This window comes from bacterium (genome assembly GCA_035549195.1).
Lineage (GTDB): Bacteria > Oederibacteriota > Muellerivitia > Muellerivitales > Muellerivitaceae > DASZRK01.
On the sequence record DASZRK010000045.1, the window covers coordinates 1 to 17,292 of the forward strand.

Consider the following 17,292-nt stretch of genomic DNA (forward strand, 5'->3'; position numbering starts at 1 on the left):
CGGCGCCATGTGGTCCGACGACCTGGCCTATTTCAAAGGCCTTTTGACGGCGGACTATTACCCCACCTTCCAAAAGCAATTCTTCCCCTCGGCCCAACAGACCCAGATGCAGATCAAGCAGGAATACCAGCTCTATTCCAAAGGCCAACTGCCGAAAGCGGTGGGAGGGGAGGGGAATACGGTCCTTTACCGGGTCCAGGGCGAGGTCACCCTGCAAAGCCGGGCGTCGCGGGTCCCGAAGACCCTTTGGACCAAGCCGATGGCGTTGGAGATCTCCCTTAGGCATTTGGAGGGGTTGGGGTATCGGGTGGAGCGAGTGAGAGAGGTGGAACCGGATAAGGCCGTAGAATCGAAGAATAGTGATGGCGTGGACCCTTTGAAGGCGGTCCAGGACGTGAGCGGGGGCGTGGCCAAGGTGGCAGGGGATGTGGAGAAGGTGGATAAAGTGGGGAAGTTGTTGGGTTTATAGATTCATCAAAAGGTAAAATTGAAAGTCGGGATTTAAAGACCAATCTTTTAGGCCATGGCTCGTAGTTCTGAGGATGTGGCTTATTTTTGAGAAAAATTCTTTGGATGGAGAGGGCATGGCGGAAAAAAAGGGTTTTAAATTTGAAATTTCCTTAAGTGTTCTTGATCACTTAGGCAGGCATTTATACCGGAGTTTTGCCACTGTATTGGGCGAAGCTATTTCTAATTCTTGGGATGCTGATGCCAAAAATGTGTGGATTTTTATAGATCGGGAGAAGAACAGTTTCTTAATCAAAGATGATGGGGTTGGTATGAGTGAGGCGGATTTTCAAAATAAATTTCTAAAGGTGGGGTACACGAAAAGAAAAGATGGGAACTTTACTTCGCCGGGTAAGAGGAAGTTTATCGGCAGAAAGGGGATCGGGAAATTGGCTTTGCTTTCTTGCGCGGAAAGAGTTCACCTAATATCGAAAACTATTGATTCTGGTTATGTCGGCGGAATTATTGACAATTCTGGTTTGGACAAGGCGATAACGAATGATATGGCGCCTCAAGAATATGATCTTGGAGAAGTTAACGCCTCCATTTTTGACCGCTTTATTAAGGGTCATGAAAAAGGAACGATTATTTATTTCGAGAACATAAAGGACGGAATTCGAAATAGTTTGGATTTTTTGAGAAAAATAATCGCCCTGTACTTCAGGTTTTCGTTACTCGACACCACCTTTAATATTTTCATTGATGGAGAGGTAATTTCTATTAAAGATCTTAATGATTTGGCACAAAAAACAGAATTTGTTTGGAATGTTAATGGGTTGAAGGATCCATATATCGAAGGAATGTTGACTTCGTTAAAAGAAAGTATGAAAAACCTTTCGATGGCCATTAATTCTAGAGGATTTGTTGCGTCGGTGAGTAAGCCTCGCGATCTTAAGGTGATAGGGACGGATGAACGGGCGAGTGTTGATTTGTTTGTAAATGGAAGGATTCGTGAAAGAGATATTTTAAAACATATACCAACTGCTCGTATTGCTGAGAACTATTTTTATGGGCAATTTCATTTCGATGAGTTGGATGACGAGGTAGAGCGATTTACGACCAGTCGAGAAGGGATAATCGCTGAGGATCCAAAATATCAAAAGTTTCTAGAAGAATTGCGGTCGAAAATTTTGGAAATTAATGATGATTGGGACCGTTGGAGAATAAAACATAGAAAACCTGGAGATTCTGAGAGTGAAAGGATTACTCAAAAGGAAAGAGCGGCTGGTGATTTATTCAGTGCAACTTCCGGTGATTATGTATTTTCGGAAGGCGCTGGTAACAAGGAGAGGATAGAGAAGTGGGTGGATGAGTTGAGGGCGGACGCGCTTTTTAATTTCGAATCATATGCGGATTGTTTTATTTCGGAAAATTTGGTTAGGGAGTATATCCGGTATAAAAATATTTCTTTGGAATCTGTTCGTCGAAAAATTGATGAGTTTCGAAGACTGGAAAGAATCCACAAAGAAGCCGGGAACCTAAATATTGATATTCGGAAAAATGATGATGATTTAAATTATTTGGATATGACACAGTTGTCCGAGCGGGTTGATGATGCGGGTATTGTGAACACGATTGTCAGGGACTCGAAAGAATATAAACCGATTAGAGATGCTGTTGCCCATACTTCTTTAATAACGGATGTAGCAAAAACCAAATTGACAACGATTTTTGAGAATATTAAAGGACGTATAAGGATTTTCTTAAATACAGAATGATGAATTTGTGACCGTTTTGAAAAAAGAGTCTTTATTCGTGATGGTCATTTTCCGGTTCCCTTTAATCCAAAAAGTTCTTTGTTGTGAGCGCGATTAGAGCATAGGGGTAGGGACAATTAAGACGCCCTCACCGTCAGCAGTTCCTCCCACCGCGTCGTATACCTCGCCGAACGGCTCGAAAACCTCGTATCCCAATCCCGGACCAGCCCCTCCGACAGATACCGCAACCTTCCCGCGCCGAAGTCGCGCCCAATCCTATCCAGCGCCTTCATCAACCTCACATCCTTTAGCCGGTCCCTGTTTGGGATCTCGTAAACTTCGTCCCGGGGACCGGCACTCCCAAGACTTGTTCCTCGACTTGTGGTCTCGGAACAGGGGCTCCTGTCCTGAGGCACAAAGAGGGCCTGCTGAATTTGGTCATTAGGCATCAGGTCCCCCAGTTCCACGCAGGCGGCCTTGTAGATAAGGCCCGCTTTATAGATCTTCTCCACGGCCTTATTGGCCCAACGGATCAGCTCCCCCGTGTTGTCGGTGGGGATGAGAAGCCGGACCTTGATGCCCTTGTTGTATTGCGGCCCGTTGGAATAGGGGTTGGTGTTGAGGGAAACCAGCATCAATCCCGCCACTTGGCCCTCCCGCCGCAGGCGGTTCGCGCATTGGGCCACGTGGGTGGCAAGGCCTTCCTTGACCTCCGATAACGACCCCACCTTGCGGCCGAAGGACCGGGCGCAGCCCACCCGCTTGCGCTTGGGCTTCACCAGTTCCAAGGGGATACAGGGCTCCCCCCTCAGTTCCCGCACCATGCGCATGCCCTCCACCCCCACCTTCTTGTCCACCCAATCGAGCGACGCGCGGCTCAAGTCCCAGGCGGTCTTGAGGCCGTGACAGCGGAAAAGGTCGGCCCGGGCGGGCCCGCATTTCCAGATGTCGGCCACATCGACCTTGCGAAGGGCCTGGTCCCGCAGGTCGGGGTCGGTCAGGTCGAGCACGCCTTGGGCCTCGGGGGATCGCTTGGCCAGTCGGTTGGCGACCTTCGCGAGCGTCTTGCTGGTGGCGATGCCCACCGACACCGGGATGCCCACCCATTGGAAGACCCTTTCCTTGATCTCCCGGCCCAGTTGGGTGTGGTCCGGGCGCATCAAGCCTTGCAGGGACACAAAGGCTTCGTCGATGGAATATTCCTCTACCGCCGGGCTGAACTGGCGCAAGGTCTCCATGACCCGGCTGGAAAGGTCTCCATAGAGGGTGTAGTTGGAGCTGAACACGAAGACCTTGTGGCGTTGGATGATGTCGCGGATCTCGAAGGCGGGCTGGGCCATGCCGATGCCCAGGGCCTTGGCCTCTTCCGAGCGGGCGACGGGCATGCCGTCGTTGTTGGAGAGCACGATGACGGGCTTGTTCATGAGGCGGGGGTTGTGGACCCGCTCGCAAGAGACGTAGAAGTTGTTGCAGTCCACCAGCGCCAAAGGATTTGGTTGTGTCATTAAGAACGAGCTCCGTGGGAATGGATGTTGTGGGTGACCACCCCGCAGACCTCGAAGCCTTCCATATCGGGGGTGATCTCCAGGGTGGGGTAGGCGGGGTTCTCGGGGGCGAGGAAGACCTTGCCTTTGACCAGCTTGAGGCGCTTGCAGACCAGGTCGCCGCCGAGTTTGGCCACGATGACGGCGCCGTTCTGGGCCTTGAGGGCCCGGTCCACCACCAGCAGGTCGCCGGAGAAGATGCCGGCACCGGTCATGGAATCGCCCGTCACGCGGAAGCAGAAGGTGGCGGCTTCGTGGCGAATGAGGTATTCGTTGAGGTCGAGACGCTTTTCGAGGTAGTCATCGGCGGGGGAGAAGGAGCCCGCGGAGATGCGGGTGAGATAGAGGGGGACCTTGAGGGCCTTTCGGATCTCGGGGGCGCTCAAAGGGCGCAGTTCGGGTGCCATGGATACCTCCGTGGATGGGCTTACGGACCGGCAGAGGTGGGGGAAAGTGTGGTGCCAGTGGGCTTGAAATGAAGTATACTCTTGTATACTATTGAAGCCGGAAGAGGTTTTTACGTCAAGCAGAACGAAAGGGGATGGCCATGGGAATGGACATTTTTGGGAAAGATCCACGGAACAAGGCTGGAGAATATTTTAGGGCCGACATGATCATGTGGGAGACCATTCACGCGATCTGCGATAAGGCGATAGCGGCGAGTGGTCTGCCTTTTGTTACGAAGGATTGGAGCTTTAATGATGGGCGGGGTTTGGCGGCCCAAGAACATTGCGATCTATTGGTTGTGGCGCTGAAAAAATATATAAAGGAAAATCCGCCGAAAAATGGAATTTTCAGGATCGAACAAAAGGTCTATGCTCAAAACGGAACGAATGGGTCGATCGGTGGGTCGAAAGCAACGATAAGATCCCCGTTCGAAGTATCGGCAAAGGAAATGAAGGAGTTCATCGCGTTCTTGAAGAATTGCGGTGGATTCGAGATCGACTGAGAACAAGGTCTGAAATTGAAGAAAGTGGGATCAAAAGAATTCATTCGAGACGGTAGAGCCCCCGTCCCATTGGATCCTAAACGCTCGATGATCATGAGCGCCATCCGGGCAAAAGGGACCGACCCGGAAGAGACCCTTATTTCTACTCTGCGGCGCTCCGGTATCAGAAGTGGTCGAAGGCACCTTAAAAAGCTTCCTGGTAGACCGGATCTTTCCTTTTTGGACCAGCGGATAGCCGTGTTCGTGAACGGCTGTTATTGGCATCGTTGCCCCTATTGCAAAAAGCCCCTACCTAAAAGTCATCGATCCTTTTGGCGGAAGAAATTCGAGGCCAATGTGGAAAGGGATAAAAGGAAGAACAGGGAACTGCGAAAGCTTGGGTGGAGGCCGATCGTTGTATGGGAATGCCGCTTGAAGAATGATCCGGAGAAACAGGTAGCTAGGATCAAGAAAATGCTTGATCTTCCATTAACAAAATGATTATGTTATGATCCGTCCCATGAAAAAGACCCGCAATAAAACCTCAAATTTGAGAGTGATCGAGCTCTTCGCTGGTGTCGGCGGCTTCCATATCGGCCTGAGCAGAGCCTCGAAAAAGTTCGAGATCGTTTGGAGCAACCAGTGGGAACCAGATTCCCGGACGCAATATGCGTCAAATGTGTACAAGAAGAGATTCCCGAACACGCCACATTCCAACGAGGACATTTCCACGGTGACGATTAGAGATATTCCAGATCATGATCTTTTGGTCGGAGGATTTCCTTGTCAGGACTATTCCGTTGCACGGACTTTAAATCAGGCGAAGGGGCTTGTTGGCAAGAAAGGTGTTTTGTGGTGGCAAATCTATCGAATATTGGACGAAAAAAAGAATAAACCTGCATACCTCATTCTTGAAAACGTCGATCGGTTATTGAAGTCACCTGCGAATCGGCGGGGTCGGGACTTTGCAGTAATGTTGGCTTCGTTATCGGATCTTGGTTATGCGGTGGAATGGCGAACGATAAATGCTGCGGATTATGGAATGCCGCAGCGGCGAAGAAGGGTTTTTTTTGTAGGGTATCACAAGGATTCTTTGCTCCACTCGAAACTGGTCAAAGATTGTTTGCCGTTGGAAATCCTCGAGGAAAAGGGTGTCATTGCAAAAGCATTTCCGGTGGAAAAGATACATTTACCTTTGGTGAATGTTGAACACGAATTAAAGGGTGATCTTGCGAACATAACCGAGAGGTTTAATATCAATAATCCAAAGATTTCTCCGTTTCATAAAGCGGGTTTTATGGTGGATCGTCGTTTTTGGACTTTCGATGTTAAACCTCTTTATGCGGGAAAAAGGAAAACGTTGGGGGATGTTTTAATAAAGGGCAAAGTCCCGGAGTCTTTTTATATCGAAAAAGAAGATTTTGAAAAATGGAGATTTTTAAAAGGTGCTAAAGATTTACAAAGGGTTAGCAAAAGGACTGGGCATAAGTATCAATACAACGAAGGCCCAATGTCTTTTCCTGATAAATTGGATTTCCCGTCTAGAACCATCATTACCGGTGAAGGTGGTAGCACACCATCAAGATTCAAACATGTCGTAAAAGATAAATCAGGGCGGTTGCGGCGTTTGTTGCCAATAGAATTAGAGCGTTTAAATACGTTCCCTGATAATCACACCGCAGGAATTCCTGATATCAAAAGAGCGTTTATGATGGGAAATGCGTTGGTTGTTGATATTGTGAAACAATTGGGAAAAGCACTTATTTCCCATCTCGATAGTTGAGGGGTATTTCTCGGACTTCCCCGTATTTTCTGCCGTTTTGATGTTTTTTGTGTTCGATTAGGAAGGTTTCTGGAGGCGTCAAGCCGATGAGTAGAATCGGCACGGTAAGAATGTTCATCATTGGTTTCAGGTAACTCTGGAATTTTTCGTAGGTTCCCACCGCGCTATCGAATCCCCCTGCGGCTTTCATTTCATCCGTTGCAGTAATAATGATCCCTAAGCTGGTCTGGATTGCCTTTTTAACATGGTTTTGTTCCCCAGATAAGACCGGCTTGATTAGGTTCCAAGCGGTAGCCTCGCCGTGATTGAAAGCAACCTCGATAGCCACCTGACCCCGGACAAAATCCAATCTCCAACGATCATCACGGTACTGGTCATCTTGAAAGATCGCGCTTTCTGCGGCCCATCCTTCTCTTACAAGGTCCTCTTTCAAAAGATCGTTTATGGTGGCGGAAATGCTCTTGTGTAATAAGTAATCTTTTTTGAAATGATTGATCAAACGTTTATCAGAGATTCCGCCCAAAACCCGTTCAACTGACTGCCATTCATTGATGTAATTGGGGTGTGTGGTAAGTAAAAATTCGGCATTTCGGTGAGATTCGGTTACGTATTTCAAACGGGATTCATCCTTTATGGTCGCAACGTTAAGAATTTTAGAGGGGGTGTGCTTAACTAAGAATCCTTTTTTAAGCTCTTGAGTAAAAATCCTTTAAATCAGGTGTTATTCCATTGTTTGAAGGGGTCAGGGCAATAGGTTTAATGAGTTTTCAAGGTTGTCCAAAAATGGCAAGATGCACACGGCCCTTTTTGGCCCTAATGGTGAACGATGAAGAAAAAAGATAAAAGCACGAAGATCCTCGATAAGATCTTTTTTTCAAAGTTTAAAAAAGGTGTTGAAAAGGTCGAATTTGAAAGGACAGAGATAACGGACGTATGCAAAAAAATGAAACTGAGCCCTCCTAAAAATTTAGGTTCATTAATATATGGGTTCAGATATAGGGACAAAAGCGCCAGGAAAATTCGCGCCACCGCACCGAGTGGTAAATTTTGGGTTCTTTTGGGGGCCGGCAAAGGGCGTTATGCTTTTGTTCTTAGGGATTTAAGTTACATCATCCCTAAGGAAGGTTTAGAAATTATCGAGATCGCTGATTCGACGCCGGGATTGGTTCAAACCTATGCCTTGAACGATGAACAAGCTCTTTTAGCGAAATTGCGTTACAACCGGATCATCGATATTTTTACAGGTGTTACATGTTTTTCCCTTCAAAACCATATGAGGACACAATTGCCTGGGGTTGGACAAGTGGAAACGGACGAGATTTATGTTGGGGTTGATGGCAATGGTCAAAAACATTTTTTCCCGGTCCAGGCAAAAGGTGGAGCAGATAAATTGAATATTGCTCAGATTGATCAGGATTTCGGGGTTGGGGGACACAAATTTCCTGATCTGTATTGTCGTCCAATCGCCGCACAATTCATGGACGACAACGTGATCGCTATTTTTGAATTCGCTAAAGGCGAAGCGAGGATAAGCATACGGAATGAAAAACATTACAAACTAGTCCCTGCGTCCAAAGATCAAAAAGGTCATTCATAATCGAAGCACTTCTAGCCAGTCCGAAATGAAGGGTCCTATGAAACGCATCTATATATTGGTTTCTGTGTTGTTGGTCGCTGGACTTGCTGCGGGTGGGTACTATTGGTTCCAAGGTCGATCCACCCCGCCTGCTCCCGACAATATGAATTCCGAAGAGGCCTGGTCCCCCCAGCCCACTGTTCCCATTCCGGCCACCCTGAAGCATCCGCTGACCGCCCCGATCCTACGGGACCTGAATGTCGCATTCTCCGAGTCTGAATCCAATTCCATTGATGACGCGGTCGCCAAGAAGTGGAACCAAGAGCTTTTCAAGTTGAAGGGGGCTTTGGCTTCCTTCATCGAGGCCAAACTGAACGAAAACCCCGCTTCGTGGAAGACTTTGGAGGAGTGCCGAGCCCAGGTGGTGCAAGAGCTTCAGGACGCCTTGAACGAGGCCTCAGGCATCGTGAATGCCCAAGACGGAACCGAGGGGCTTTTCTTCAACCCGATCGATCCGGCTTCCATTCGGATCTCCCAGGTGAAGGACCACCCCGACTGGGTGGCGGTGACCACCACCGCAGAGGTCAATTGTGGTTCCGATACTTCCTTCTATCTTTTCCAAAAGAAGGGAAATGGCTATCAATTGGTGTTGCGGCAGGAGGACGACGACCCGAAATCCACCGGTCAAGAGGGAATGGACTATGCCATTTCCACCCCGGACGATCCGAAGGACTTTTTCCTCGTTCTCGCCTATGGCGCTCCCTGGTGCACCTCATGTTGGGGTGGCGTCCAATGCCGGGTCCTGAAACCCGGCCCCGATGCCGACCACCCCAAGGTCCTTTTGGACAAAGGGTTTTTTACCTATCGTTGTGGCCCCCGGAACTTGACCGCAGGTAAGGACGACTTTTTGCTGACCTACACCGCCAGTCAAACCCTGGACTTGGAGTTGTTCTCCCGGGAGGCCACCAAGCATTACCGGATCGTGGGGGATAAGGCGGTCTTGACGGGCCCTTTGGGCCAATTCCCCCAGGACTTTTTGGATGAGTGGGTCAACCTTTCTTGGGAAGAAGCCGAACCCTTTTGCGTGGAGAAGGGGAAGGCTGAATTGAAGGATTGGCATGAGAAGATCAAGAACTCCAAGGGAACCACTTCCATCCTTTTTGTCCAAACCTGCCCCGACCCCTCACGTTGGGAGATCGGCATTGAGACGGACGATCACACGCTCCCCAGTAGGATCTATTTCGAGGTCATCCAGAAGGGCGGGGATCTCTTGATGGAAGAGGTCCGGAAGGATCGAAGAGGGGATTGCCCCGGAGAAACAACCCCCGTCCCTCATCCGGGTGAGACGGAGTGAAAAGGGGTGGGATGGCTTATTGTAAGGAAGTAAGGTATCCTTACTCTTGGACCGGAGGGACCCATGCTCGCGAAATTGACATCCAAAAATCAGATCACACTCCCCAAATCCGCCGTGATGGCTTTTGAAGGAGCCTCCTATTACGACGTGGAGGTCCGCCCGGATGGTTTGATGCTGAGGCCGGCCAAGTTGCAGGTCGGGGCCGATCCTTTGGCGGAGGCCCGGAGGAAATTCCGGGAAAAGGGCTTCGACGAAGGGACCATCGCCGACGCGGTGAAGTGGGCCAGGAAAAAGCGTAAAAAATGAAGGTCGTCCTCGACACCAATGTCGTGGTGTCGGCCCTTTTGCACCGGGGTCCCACCCACCGTCTTTATGGTTTGTGGAAAGAAGGGAAGATCGCGCCATGCGTCTCCCAGGCCATGCTGGAGGAATATGTCCGGGTCCTCCACTACCCCAAATTCGGGCTTTCGGACCTGGAAGTCGCGGGGATACTGAAGGACCACCTCCTTCCCTGGATCGAAAAGACCGAAGAACACAAAGGACGATTGGCCCATCCCCCCTCGGACCGTTTTGACGAACCCTTCCTTCGCGCCGCTCTGGCGGCCCATGCCAAATGCCTCGTCAGCGGGGATCCCCACCTGACCGCTTTGAACGGGCGTTACCCTTTTCCGATCCTGTCCCCTTCCGATCTCCTGAACCGTTATTTCCGGGGGTAGCCAATGGGCCTTGCCATTGGCACCACCAAGGCTTGTCGATCGGCTGGTGGCCTCTCGACAGGTTGGCCAATGGGCCGGTCCGGTGATCCATTTTCGGAAAGTCGTGGGGATCGACCCGGGCGGCGACGGCCGATGCCCGCCTGAGAATTAAGGAAAAGAAGGGGCCGAATCGGGGATAATGCCGGGGTCGGTTCGAACTTCATCAAGGAGCGGTCATGCTCAAAAAGAAAAGGCCGATGGTGGAGCGGCGCAAGAAGGAACGGCGCAAGGGGGACCAAAGGTTCCCGGGCCGGTTGATCGACAGGAAGCCCGGAGCCCCGCGAAAAGGGGACCGGCGACAAAAGGATCGGAGAAAGTCTTGAAAAACGAGGATCAGGCCGAGTGGGGGTCCAAATCCCCCTCCGCGCAGCCGCTGAACGAGACGATCCATGAGGCGTCCCTGAAGGTCAAGAGCGGGGAATACCGCTTCATCGTGCGGGAGTCGCCCCGTTCGGGGCGCTATCTGCTGATCGAGGACGTGCGGGTGAAACCGGACAAGACCCGGGTGGAGCGGGTGGTCCTCTATCCGGAACTGCTGGAGGCCTTCGAGGCCGAGTTCCAAAGGGCCAAGGCGGTCCTCCAAAAGACCTGAATCCCTTGGGTCGGTCCTCTTGCGCGCGAACCTCGCGGGCGTGAAGCTGGTCCTGGGTCCCGGCATCCTTCCATAAAAAGCGGTCCGGGGCTGGCCTTTTCTGCCAATCCCTTTATTCTTGGGGGATATACACCGGCCGTGGAATAAATCGTTCACGTTAAAACACTCATTCATAGGGGATTCCTTGGACGAAAAGGAATTGGTTCAAAAGATCCTCCGGGGCGACGAGTCGGCCAAGGCCGAGTTCTTCACCGCCCACCGGGAGAGGCTCTACCGCAACTGCGTCTATTTGCTGGGTTATAACGACCCGGAGGCCGAGGACGTGGTGCAGGAGACCTTCCTAACGGCCTTCGAGAAGCTGGGCGAGTTCGAGTTCCGCTCCAGCCTGGCGACCTGGCTGACGCAGATCTGCATCTATAAGTGCCATAACCGGTACCGGCAGAGGGCCAAGCAGGTGAGCCAGGAACACGCCGACCTGGACCTTTTGCTCCGTTCGGCGGCCAGGGACCGGCAAAGGGACCGGGACCAGGAGGCCGAAAAGCGGCACAAGCTGGGCATCATCGAAAAGTGCCTGGAAAAGCTGGGCAAGGACTGCGGGGAGATCGTCCGTTTGAGGGACCTGCAGGATAAGAGCTATGTCGAGATCGGGAAGGTCCTGAAACTGCCCTTGGGGACCGTGATGTCCAGGCTTTCCCGCTGTAAGCAGGCGCTCAAAACGCTTGTCCAAGAATATTTGGAACAAGCGAATTAGGAATTTTGAATTCTGAATTTTTAATGAACGAAGGCAAGCCATGACGGATCTAGTCCAAGACTTCTTCACGCGGGACCTGAGCGAGGCCGAGCACGAGGCCTTGTCCGGTCTTTTGGCCGGGTCCCCGGATGTGGCCTTGCGCTATGAGGGCTTGCTCGAACAGAACTACCTTTCCCTAGGCCTGCCCCAGCCCACCCTGCCCCCGGGCCTGCGGTCCCTGCCCAAGGCGGGCGGCCTGGCCGGTAGCGCCTGGTTGGCGATGGGCCTGGCCGGTCTAGCCGCCCTGGGCCTGGCCCTTTGGAAATATCAGCCCCGGTCCGCCTCCCAGCCCGCCGTAGCGGTGAAGGGCGCCGTGGAACCTTCTGTGCCGATCCTGAAGAAGAACGTGAAACGCCCGCTTCCCGTGGCGCCCGTGGCGGCGGGACCGGCCCAGGAAGGCCAAGAGTTGAGCGTGTTGCTGGACGCCCCCCAGAGGTCGTTGGTGACGGTCCGCATCCTCGACGCCCAGGGCCGGGAAGTCCGGGCCCTTTACACGGGTTTCGTCGAGGCCGGCCGTTGGAACTTCACCTGGGACGGCCTGTTGGCCGATGGAGCCCCCGCAGGCGCGGGGAATTACCGCATCGATGTCCAGTCCGGCGCGACCCACCTTTCCAAGGACATCCAGATCAAGTTGGCCCCCGCCCCCTAATTTTTTGTAGTGCGTCCCCGTCCCCGGGATGAATAATGAACGGGTCGGAATTCGATCCGTGGGGACGCCTTGAAGAACTTCCGCGCTTTCCTTCCCATCCTTTTTTTCGCCCTGACTAAAACCGTTTTCGCTCAGTTCGGCGGCGACGGTCTCAAGGGCGTCTATTACATCAACACCAACCTCACCAACGCCGCCGCCACGGTGGTGGACCCCATCATCAGCTACCGTTGGAACGGCTGTCCGCCCCAGCCGGGCATGTCCTCGACGTCCTTTTCGGTCCGCTGGACCGGCCAGGTGGAGCCCGTCTACAGCGAACCCTACACCTTCTACGCCGACGTGAACGGCGGGGTGAGCGTGATCGTCAACGGGGTGGTCCTGGTGAACCAATGGACCGACAAGGCCCCGCCCATCTTCCGGTATATGGGTGCGGTGACCCTGACGGCGGGGGTGAAGGTGCCCATCGAGATCGATTACTTCACCAACGGGGCCAACCCGACGAGCGACCTGATCCAGTTCGGCTGGCAGAGCGCTTCCCAGGGCCAGGCCTATGTGACCCGGGATTTCCTTTTCTCCGGCTCATCCCCGGTTCCCTTTCCAACGCCTGTGCCCCCCTATGCCTGCCAAGCCTCGGTCAGCGTGGATGGGAGCCTGGATGAATGGGCTTGGAACACACCCTTCGGCTGGAACCAGGTCGGGCGGACGGTCCTGGGCAATACCTATGGGTCCACCGCTTCCTTCAAGGTCCTGTGGGATCCGGCCAACCTCTATTTAGGCGTATCGGTGCAGGACAGCCAGCTCACCAACACGGGGGCCGCCCCCTACCAGAATTCGGCGGTGGAGCTTTACCTGGACACGACGGACTCCAAGACCGTGACGGTCAATAGCTCCGATTTCGAGTATTTCTTCCGCTGGAACGACACCGCGGCGACCGAAAGCCAGGGACGCACCACGGGGGTCAGCATGGTCACCTCGACCATCGCGGGGGGCTACGTGCTGGAGGCTTCCATCCCCTGGTCCACCTTGGGGATCGCCGGACCTTCGCCGGGAACGGCGCTGGGACTGGACCTGGGGGTGGACGTGAACCACAACGGGGGCAACTGCCGGGACGGCCAGCTCATCTGGAACGGCGGATCGGACGATTACGCCGACGCCGGCGGCTACGGCCAGTTGACCCTGACCAGCGCCTGTCCCACGCCCCTGGCCACGCCGCCCCCGCCCCGGCCGGGCCTCCCCTACGTCTCGCCCAACCCGTCCGACGGGGACACGGTGAAGTTCGTCTATGAGATGGCCGAAGCGGGCACCGCCCGGATCAAGGTCTGGAACGCCTGGGGCAACCTGGCGGCCACCCTGGAGGAGGCCAAAGGCGCGGGGCTGCAGTCGAGCCTGCTCCACATCGCCGCCTTCGCGCCGGGGCATTATTTCTACCGGATCGAACTTCGCTACGCCTCGGGCCGCACGGAGGCCTTCAAGACCCAAGTGCTGGCGGTGAAGAAGTGACAACAACAAGTCCTTCACCGCCAAGACGCCAAGACGCCAAGAAAGACAGGAAAAAATTTTTCGGGAGAAGAAAAACAAAAAGAAGGTCTGGGTTTGGTTTTACTTGGCGTCTTGGCGTCTTGGCGGTTCTATGGTCCTTTCCTTTTCTTGGTTTGGCACAGACGGTACTGCCGGCCGCGTCGCGGGTGACGCCCCTTTCGGCCCTGGGGGCCTCGGCCCGGGCCGACGCCCTGGGCGGCGCCATGACCGGCCTGGCCGACGATCCCAGCGCGATCTTCTTCGACCCGGCCGGTCTCTCCCAGCTCCGTTCGGCCGAACTTTCCATCAACCACAACAGCTACCTGGCGGACAGCTTCGAGGAGACGATCCTCTTCGGCCTGCCCACGCCGCCCTTGGGCGGGTTCGGCGGCGCCTTGCAATACGTCTCCTGGGGCGGTCTGGACAAGCGGGACGCCAATGGGGTGTCCCAGGGGAGTTTCGCCGACAGCGATGTGGCCTTCACCCTGGGGTGGGGGCTCCCGGTCACGCCCGACCTCGCCGTGGGGATCGCCCTCTCCGGCGTGCAACAGAAGATCATCGATTCGCTCTACACCGGGCTCACGGGGGACCTGGGGGTCCTTTGGAGACCCGCGCCGGGCTTCCGGCTGGGACTGACCTATTCGGGGCTCGGCACCGTCCTGGCCGGCCACGTGCCCGCCCAGGACCTGCGGTTGGGGACGTCGCTGCTGCTGCCGATCGCCCAGGGCTTCGACCTGCGGCCCCTGCTGGCGGGGGACTGGCAACCCGAGGGCGTGAGCCGGATCTCGGGCGGCCTGGAAGGGCGCATCGAAAGGGACTTTTTCCTGCGGGTGGGTTACCAGGGGGTCCTTTCGGACAACCAGATCGGGGGCTTGACGGGCCTGACGGCGGGGGCGGGCTTCCGGATCGAACGATTCCGGCTGGATTATGCTTTCGTGCCCGAGGGCGACCTGGGCACCTCCCACCGGGTGAGCGTGGGCTATGAGTTCCCCAACCCGACGCCCGTTCCCGCCAAGCCCGTCACCGTGACCGCGCCCCCCGTGACCGTGCAGGGCCCCCCGGTCACCATCCTGGCCACGCCGCCGCCCACGCCGGCCCCGGTCTCCGGGCCGCCCAAGTCGAAGGTCGAGGTCCATTTCGAACTTCCGGGCGCGGGCGCGCCGGTGACAGCCGACGCCCAGGCCTCTTCCCTGGTGGGTGCCTATGAGAAGGCCGCCCAAGCGTCCCCTGCGGACAGCCGGGCCTGGAGGAACCTGGGCATCGCCTACTTGAAGGCGGGGAAGACCGCCATGGGGCTCCAATGCCTGGACCAGGCCCTGCGTTTGGATCCCTCCGACCAGGCCCTCAAAAAATGGTTGGACGATTACCGGGCCAAGCACCCGGCGAACCCTTAAAAGCTAGACCCGGCGACCGCCGAGGGGCGGACCTGATCCCTCCTCCTTTTGGGGAAAAAGCCGGGTGACGGTCATTTTTTTTGTTTTTTCACCTCGTTTTCCTTCCCCGGTTTCCCCTTAAACCGTTCTTCGCGGGCCGAATCCGTCCTTTGGGGGGGAATAAACCGCAACTTCCTGAACACTAATCCCAATGCAAGGACTGTTGGATCCCATCGGTGATGGGATCCCTGACGGCCTTTGTGGTGACCCACGATCTCCTGCGGAGATCTCTGGGTGCGGACCGTTGCAAGGTCGCTTTTTGTCCATGGAACAAGTTCCATGGACGATCCCAACGGTCCCAGGACAAAAACGCTCTGCCAAGCCATGTCCTTTTCTGCGAACGATTTAATTGAAAATTAGATCGACCAAAAACCGAGGTCCAGCATGGGTAAAAAAGCTCTTTTAGGGTCGTTGATCTCCGCATTCCTCAGCGCCGCTTCCGGCGCGTTGGCCGCCACCTGTACGGTGGACGCCACACAAACGAACCAGTTCATCCGTTGCATCGGGGCTTCCAGCGCCTGGAGCAACATCGGGAGCCAGGCCCAGGCCCTTTTCGCCGAGGATACGGTGAACGGCCATATCGGGATCTCCTCCCTCCGGGCCCGCATCGATCCCAACAACAACTTCGCGAATGAAGTGAACCAGCTCGCCACCGCCCATTCGACCAACCCCAACGTCCTTTTGTGGGCCACCGAATGGTCCCCCCCGGCCCAATACAAGGGCAACAACAACGTCAACGGCAGCAACACCGGCGGGAATTTGAACGGGGCCAGCGCCACCTTCACCGGAGCCGCCTCGGGTTCGCCCAACGGCGCCGACACCGGATACGCCAATTACCTCGTCTCGTTCATCCAATACGCCCAGAGCCATGGCGCGCCCCTTTACGCCATTTCGGTCCAGAACGAGCCCAATTGGAACCCGGACTATGAGGCCGCGATCTGGAACGCGGGCCAATTCAACGTTTTCGTCCCGGTCTTCCACAACGCCCTGCAGAACGCGGGTCTCTCCACCAAGATCATGATCCCGGAGCCGATCAATCCGGGCGGGTTGAACCTGGGCGCCACCACCATGAACGACGCCACCAACTCGGGCTATGTGGGGATCATTGGGACCCACCTTTACGGCGGGCAAGCCAACCCGCTTTCCACCTATGGCTACAGCCACGTGACCAACCAGGAATTTTGGGAAACGGAGATCTCCGGGAACTCGACCGACATGCCGGGGGCCCTTCAGGAAGCGGGTTGGATCCATCACAGCCTCGTGACGGCCAACATGAACGCCTTCCATTATTGGTGGCTCGTCGACCTCATCAGCAACAACGCCCTGGACATCAAGGCCTTCGTCCTGGGGAACTACAGTAAGTTCATCCGTCCCGGCTATTACCGCATGGGCGCCACCGAAGTCCCCTCTTCGGGCGTTTCCGTGTCGGCCTTCAAGAACAACAACACCAACTCGCCCCAGACCATCGTCTTCGTGGCCATCAACGGGAACGGGTCCGCGGTGAACCAGACCTTCAACCTCAACGGCGTCAATGTGAGCTCGGTGACCCCCTGGTTGACCAACTCGGGGAACAACCTGGTCCGCCAATCCTCCGTCGCCGTTTCGGGCAACAGCTTCACCTATTCGCTCCCCGGCTCGAGCGTCGTCTCCTTCGTGGCCGTCAATAACGGGAGCACCCCGGTGCCGACCCCGACCTTCACGCGCACGGCCACGCCGGTGGTGTCGTCCACCTGGCGTGTGAACGCGGGCGGGCCTTCCTACACGGACACCCTGGGCAATGTTTGGTCCGCGGACCAGAACTTCAGCGGCGGATCGACCATCGCCAGCGGCGGGACCATCACCGGCACCTCCGACTCGACCCTCTAGGACACCCAGCGCTACGGCACCTTCAGCTACAGCTTCGCGGTGCCCGCGGGCAGCTACCAGGTGACCCTGAAGCTCGCCGAGACCTACTCGGGCGACTTCTCCAACGGGTCCCGGGTCTTCAATATCGCCATCAACGGGACCACGGTGGCCTCGAACCTGGATATCTTCGCCCAGGTGGGTTCCAACGCGGCCGACGACAAGGTGTTCGGCAATATCGCGCCCAGCGGCGGGATGATCACCATCCAGTTCACCGGCGGGACCAGTACGGACGCCAACGCGGTGGTGGAGGCCATTCAGGTCGTC

18 protein-coding genes and 1 pseudogene are annotated in these 17,292 nt (G+C 55.1%); 16 read left to right on the forward strand and 3 right to left on the reverse strand.

The genetic code is table 11. The features are described from left to right. Positions 1-469: hypothetical protein (locus tag VHE12_08880; protein ID HVZ80899.1), on the forward strand; the 469-nt coding region annotated here is incomplete at its 5' end. 115 nt (positions 470-584) lie between these two features. Next, positions 585-2,225 carry an ATP-binding protein gene (locus VHE12_08885; protein HVZ80900.1) on the forward strand — a complete coding sequence of 547 codons (1,641 nt, stop codon included), beginning with the start codon at positions 585-587 and terminating at the stop codon, positions 2,223-2,225. Between the two features lie 116 nt (positions 2,226-2,341). On the opposite strand, the gene VHE12_08890 is transcribed toward VHE12_08885, so the two are convergent. Next, positions 2,342-3,709: a Y-family DNA polymerase gene (locus VHE12_08890; protein HVZ80901.1), complete on the reverse strand. Its 1,368-nt coding sequence runs from the start codon at positions 3,707-3,709 to the stop codon at positions 2,342-2,344. After that, complete coding sequence (umuD, locus tag VHE12_08895) at positions 3,709-4,155, reverse strand: translesion error-prone DNA polymerase V autoproteolytic subunit (protein HVZ80902.1); 447 nt, start codon at positions 4,153-4,155, stop codon at positions 3,709-3,711. The genes VHE12_08890 and umuD overlap by 1 nt, the downstream gene beginning before the upstream one ends. A gap of 140 nt (positions 4,156-4,295) precedes the next feature. On the opposite strand from umuD, the gene VHE12_08900 reads away from it, so the two are divergent. The 3 genes from VHE12_08900 (at position 4,296) to VHE12_08910 (ending at position 6,459) form a co-directional block, all read left to right on the forward strand. Then, a complete protein-coding gene (locus VHE12_08900) occupies positions 4,296-4,697 on the forward strand; it encodes a hypothetical protein (GenBank protein HVZ80903.1) in 402 nt (133 codons plus the stop codon). Positions 4,698-4,784: 87 nt separating this feature from the next. Next, positions 4,785-5,177, forward strand: a complete 393-nt coding sequence (locus VHE12_08905) for a very short patch repair endonuclease (protein HVZ80904.1) — start codon at positions 4,785-4,787, stop codon at positions 5,175-5,177. Between the two features lie 19 nt (positions 5,178-5,196). After that, positions 5,197-6,459 (forward strand): DNA cytosine methyltransferase, encoded by a 1,263-nt coding sequence (locus VHE12_08910; GenBank protein HVZ80905.1) that lies wholly within the window; start codon positions 5,197-5,199, stop codon positions 6,457-6,459. Here VHE12_08910 and VHE12_08915 read toward each other — a convergent pair. Beyond that, entirely contained in the window at positions 6,437-7,075 is a 639-nt protein-coding gene (locus tag VHE12_08915; GenBank protein HVZ80906.1) for a BglII/BstYI family type II restriction endonuclease, read from the reverse strand. The genes VHE12_08910 and VHE12_08915 overlap by 23 nt on opposite strands. 210 nt (positions 7,076-7,285) lie before the next feature. Between VHE12_08915 and VHE12_08920 the strand changes: the two genes are divergently transcribed. The 11 genes and pseudogenes from VHE12_08920 to VHE12_08970 all read left to right on the forward strand — a co-directional run bounded on the left by VHE12_08920 (position 7,286) and on the right by VHE12_08970 (position 17,292). Then, entirely contained in the window at positions 7,286-8,056 is a 771-nt protein-coding gene (locus VHE12_08920; GenBank protein ID HVZ80907.1) for an endonuclease, read from the forward strand. A 37-nt stretch (positions 8,057-8,093) separates the two neighbouring features. Continuing rightward, positions 8,094-9,389: a hypothetical protein gene (locus VHE12_08925; protein HVZ80908.1), complete on the forward strand. Its 1,296-nt coding sequence runs from the start codon at positions 8,094-8,096 to the stop codon at positions 9,387-9,389. 63 nt (positions 9,390-9,452) lie between these two features. Next, on the forward strand, positions 9,453-9,695 hold the full coding sequence (locus tag VHE12_08930; protein ID HVZ80909.1) for an AbrB/MazE/SpoVT family DNA-binding domain-containing protein: 243 nt from the start codon (positions 9,453-9,455) through the stop codon (positions 9,693-9,695). Further along, complete coding sequence (locus tag VHE12_08935) at positions 9,692-10,105, forward strand: putative toxin-antitoxin system toxin component, PIN family (protein ID HVZ80910.1); 414 nt, start codon at positions 9,692-9,694, stop codon at positions 10,103-10,105. Before VHE12_08930 ends, VHE12_08935 begins: the two co-directional genes overlap by 4 nt. 358 nt (positions 10,106-10,463) lie before the next feature. Further along, entirely contained in the window at positions 10,464-10,736 is a 273-nt protein-coding gene (locus VHE12_08940; GenBank protein HVZ80911.1) for a hypothetical protein, read from the forward strand. A gap of 184 nt (positions 10,737-10,920) precedes the next feature. Further along, positions 10,921-11,487: an RNA polymerase sigma factor gene (locus VHE12_08945; GenBank protein ID HVZ80912.1), complete on the forward strand. Its 567-nt coding sequence runs from the start codon at positions 10,921-10,923 to the stop codon at positions 11,485-11,487. A gap of 40 nt (positions 11,488-11,527) precedes the next feature. Beyond that, positions 11,528-12,175 (forward strand): FlgD immunoglobulin-like domain containing protein, encoded by a 648-nt coding sequence (locus VHE12_08950; protein HVZ80913.1) that lies wholly within the window; start codon positions 11,528-11,530, stop codon positions 12,173-12,175. Between the two features lie 69 nt (positions 12,176-12,244). Continuing rightward, a complete protein-coding gene (locus VHE12_08955) occupies positions 12,245-13,672 on the forward strand; it encodes a sugar-binding protein (protein HVZ80914.1) in 1,428 nt (475 codons plus the stop codon). Between the two features lie 152 nt (positions 13,673-13,824). Beyond that, positions 13,825-15,084: a tetratricopeptide repeat protein gene (locus VHE12_08960; GenBank protein ID HVZ80915.1), complete on the forward strand. Its 1,260-nt coding sequence runs from the start codon at positions 13,825-13,827 to the stop codon at positions 15,082-15,084. 423 nt (positions 15,085-15,507) lie between these two features. After that, positions 15,508-16,989, forward strand: a complete 1,482-nt coding sequence (locus VHE12_08965) for a hypothetical protein (GenBank protein ID HVZ80916.1) — start codon at positions 15,508-15,510, stop codon at positions 16,987-16,989. Between the two features lie 15 nt (positions 16,990-17,004). After that, positions 17,005-17,292: pseudogene (locus VHE12_08970) on the forward strand (malectin domain-containing carbohydrate-binding protein).

What these genes read in the sequence shown, in the direction of transcription:
- VHE12_08910 (HVZ80905.1), top strand. Translation starts at nt 5,197, where the DNA reads ATGAAAAAGACCCGCAATAAAACCTCAAATTTGAGAGTGATCGAGCTC.
- VHE12_08930 (HVZ80909.1), top strand. Translation starts at nt 9,453, where the DNA reads ATGCTCGCGAAATTGACATCCAAAAATCAGATCACACTCCCCAAATCC.
- VHE12_08965 (HVZ80916.1), top strand. Translation starts at nt 15,508, where the DNA reads ATGGGTAAAAAAGCTCTTTTAGGGTCGTTGATCTCCGCATTCCTCAGC.
- VHE12_08935 (HVZ80910.1), top strand. Translation starts at nt 9,692, where the DNA reads ATGAAGGTCGTCCTCGACACCAATGTCGTGGTGTCGGCCCTTTTGCAC.
- VHE12_08925 (HVZ80908.1), top strand. Translation starts at nt 8,094, where the DNA reads ATGAAACGCATCTATATATTGGTTTCTGTGTTGTTGGTCGCTGGACTT.
- VHE12_08900 (HVZ80903.1), top strand. Translation starts at nt 4,296, where the DNA reads ATGGGAATGGACATTTTTGGGAAAGATCCACGGAACAAGGCTGGAGAA.
- umuD (HVZ80902.1), bottom strand. Translation starts at nt 4,155, where the DNA reads ATGGCACCCGAACTGCGCCCTTTGAGCGCCCCCGAGATCCGAAAGGCC.
- VHE12_08950 (HVZ80913.1), top strand. Translation starts at nt 11,528, where the DNA reads ATGACGGATCTAGTCCAAGACTTCTTCACGCGGGACCTGAGCGAGGCC.
- VHE12_08905 (HVZ80904.1), top strand. Translation starts at nt 4,785, where the DNA reads ATGATCATGAGCGCCATCCGGGCAAAAGGGACCGACCCGGAAGAGACC.
- VHE12_08920 (HVZ80907.1), top strand. Translation starts at nt 7,286, where the DNA reads ATGAAGAAAAAAGATAAAAGCACGAAGATCCTCGATAAGATCTTTTTT.
- VHE12_08885 (HVZ80900.1), top strand. Translation starts at nt 585, where the DNA reads ATGGCGGAAAAAAAGGGTTTTAAATTTGAAATTTCCTTAAGTGTTCTT.
- VHE12_08890 (HVZ80901.1), bottom strand. Translation starts at nt 3,709, where the DNA reads ATGACACAACCAAATCCTTTGGCGCTGGTGGACTGCAACAACTTCTAC.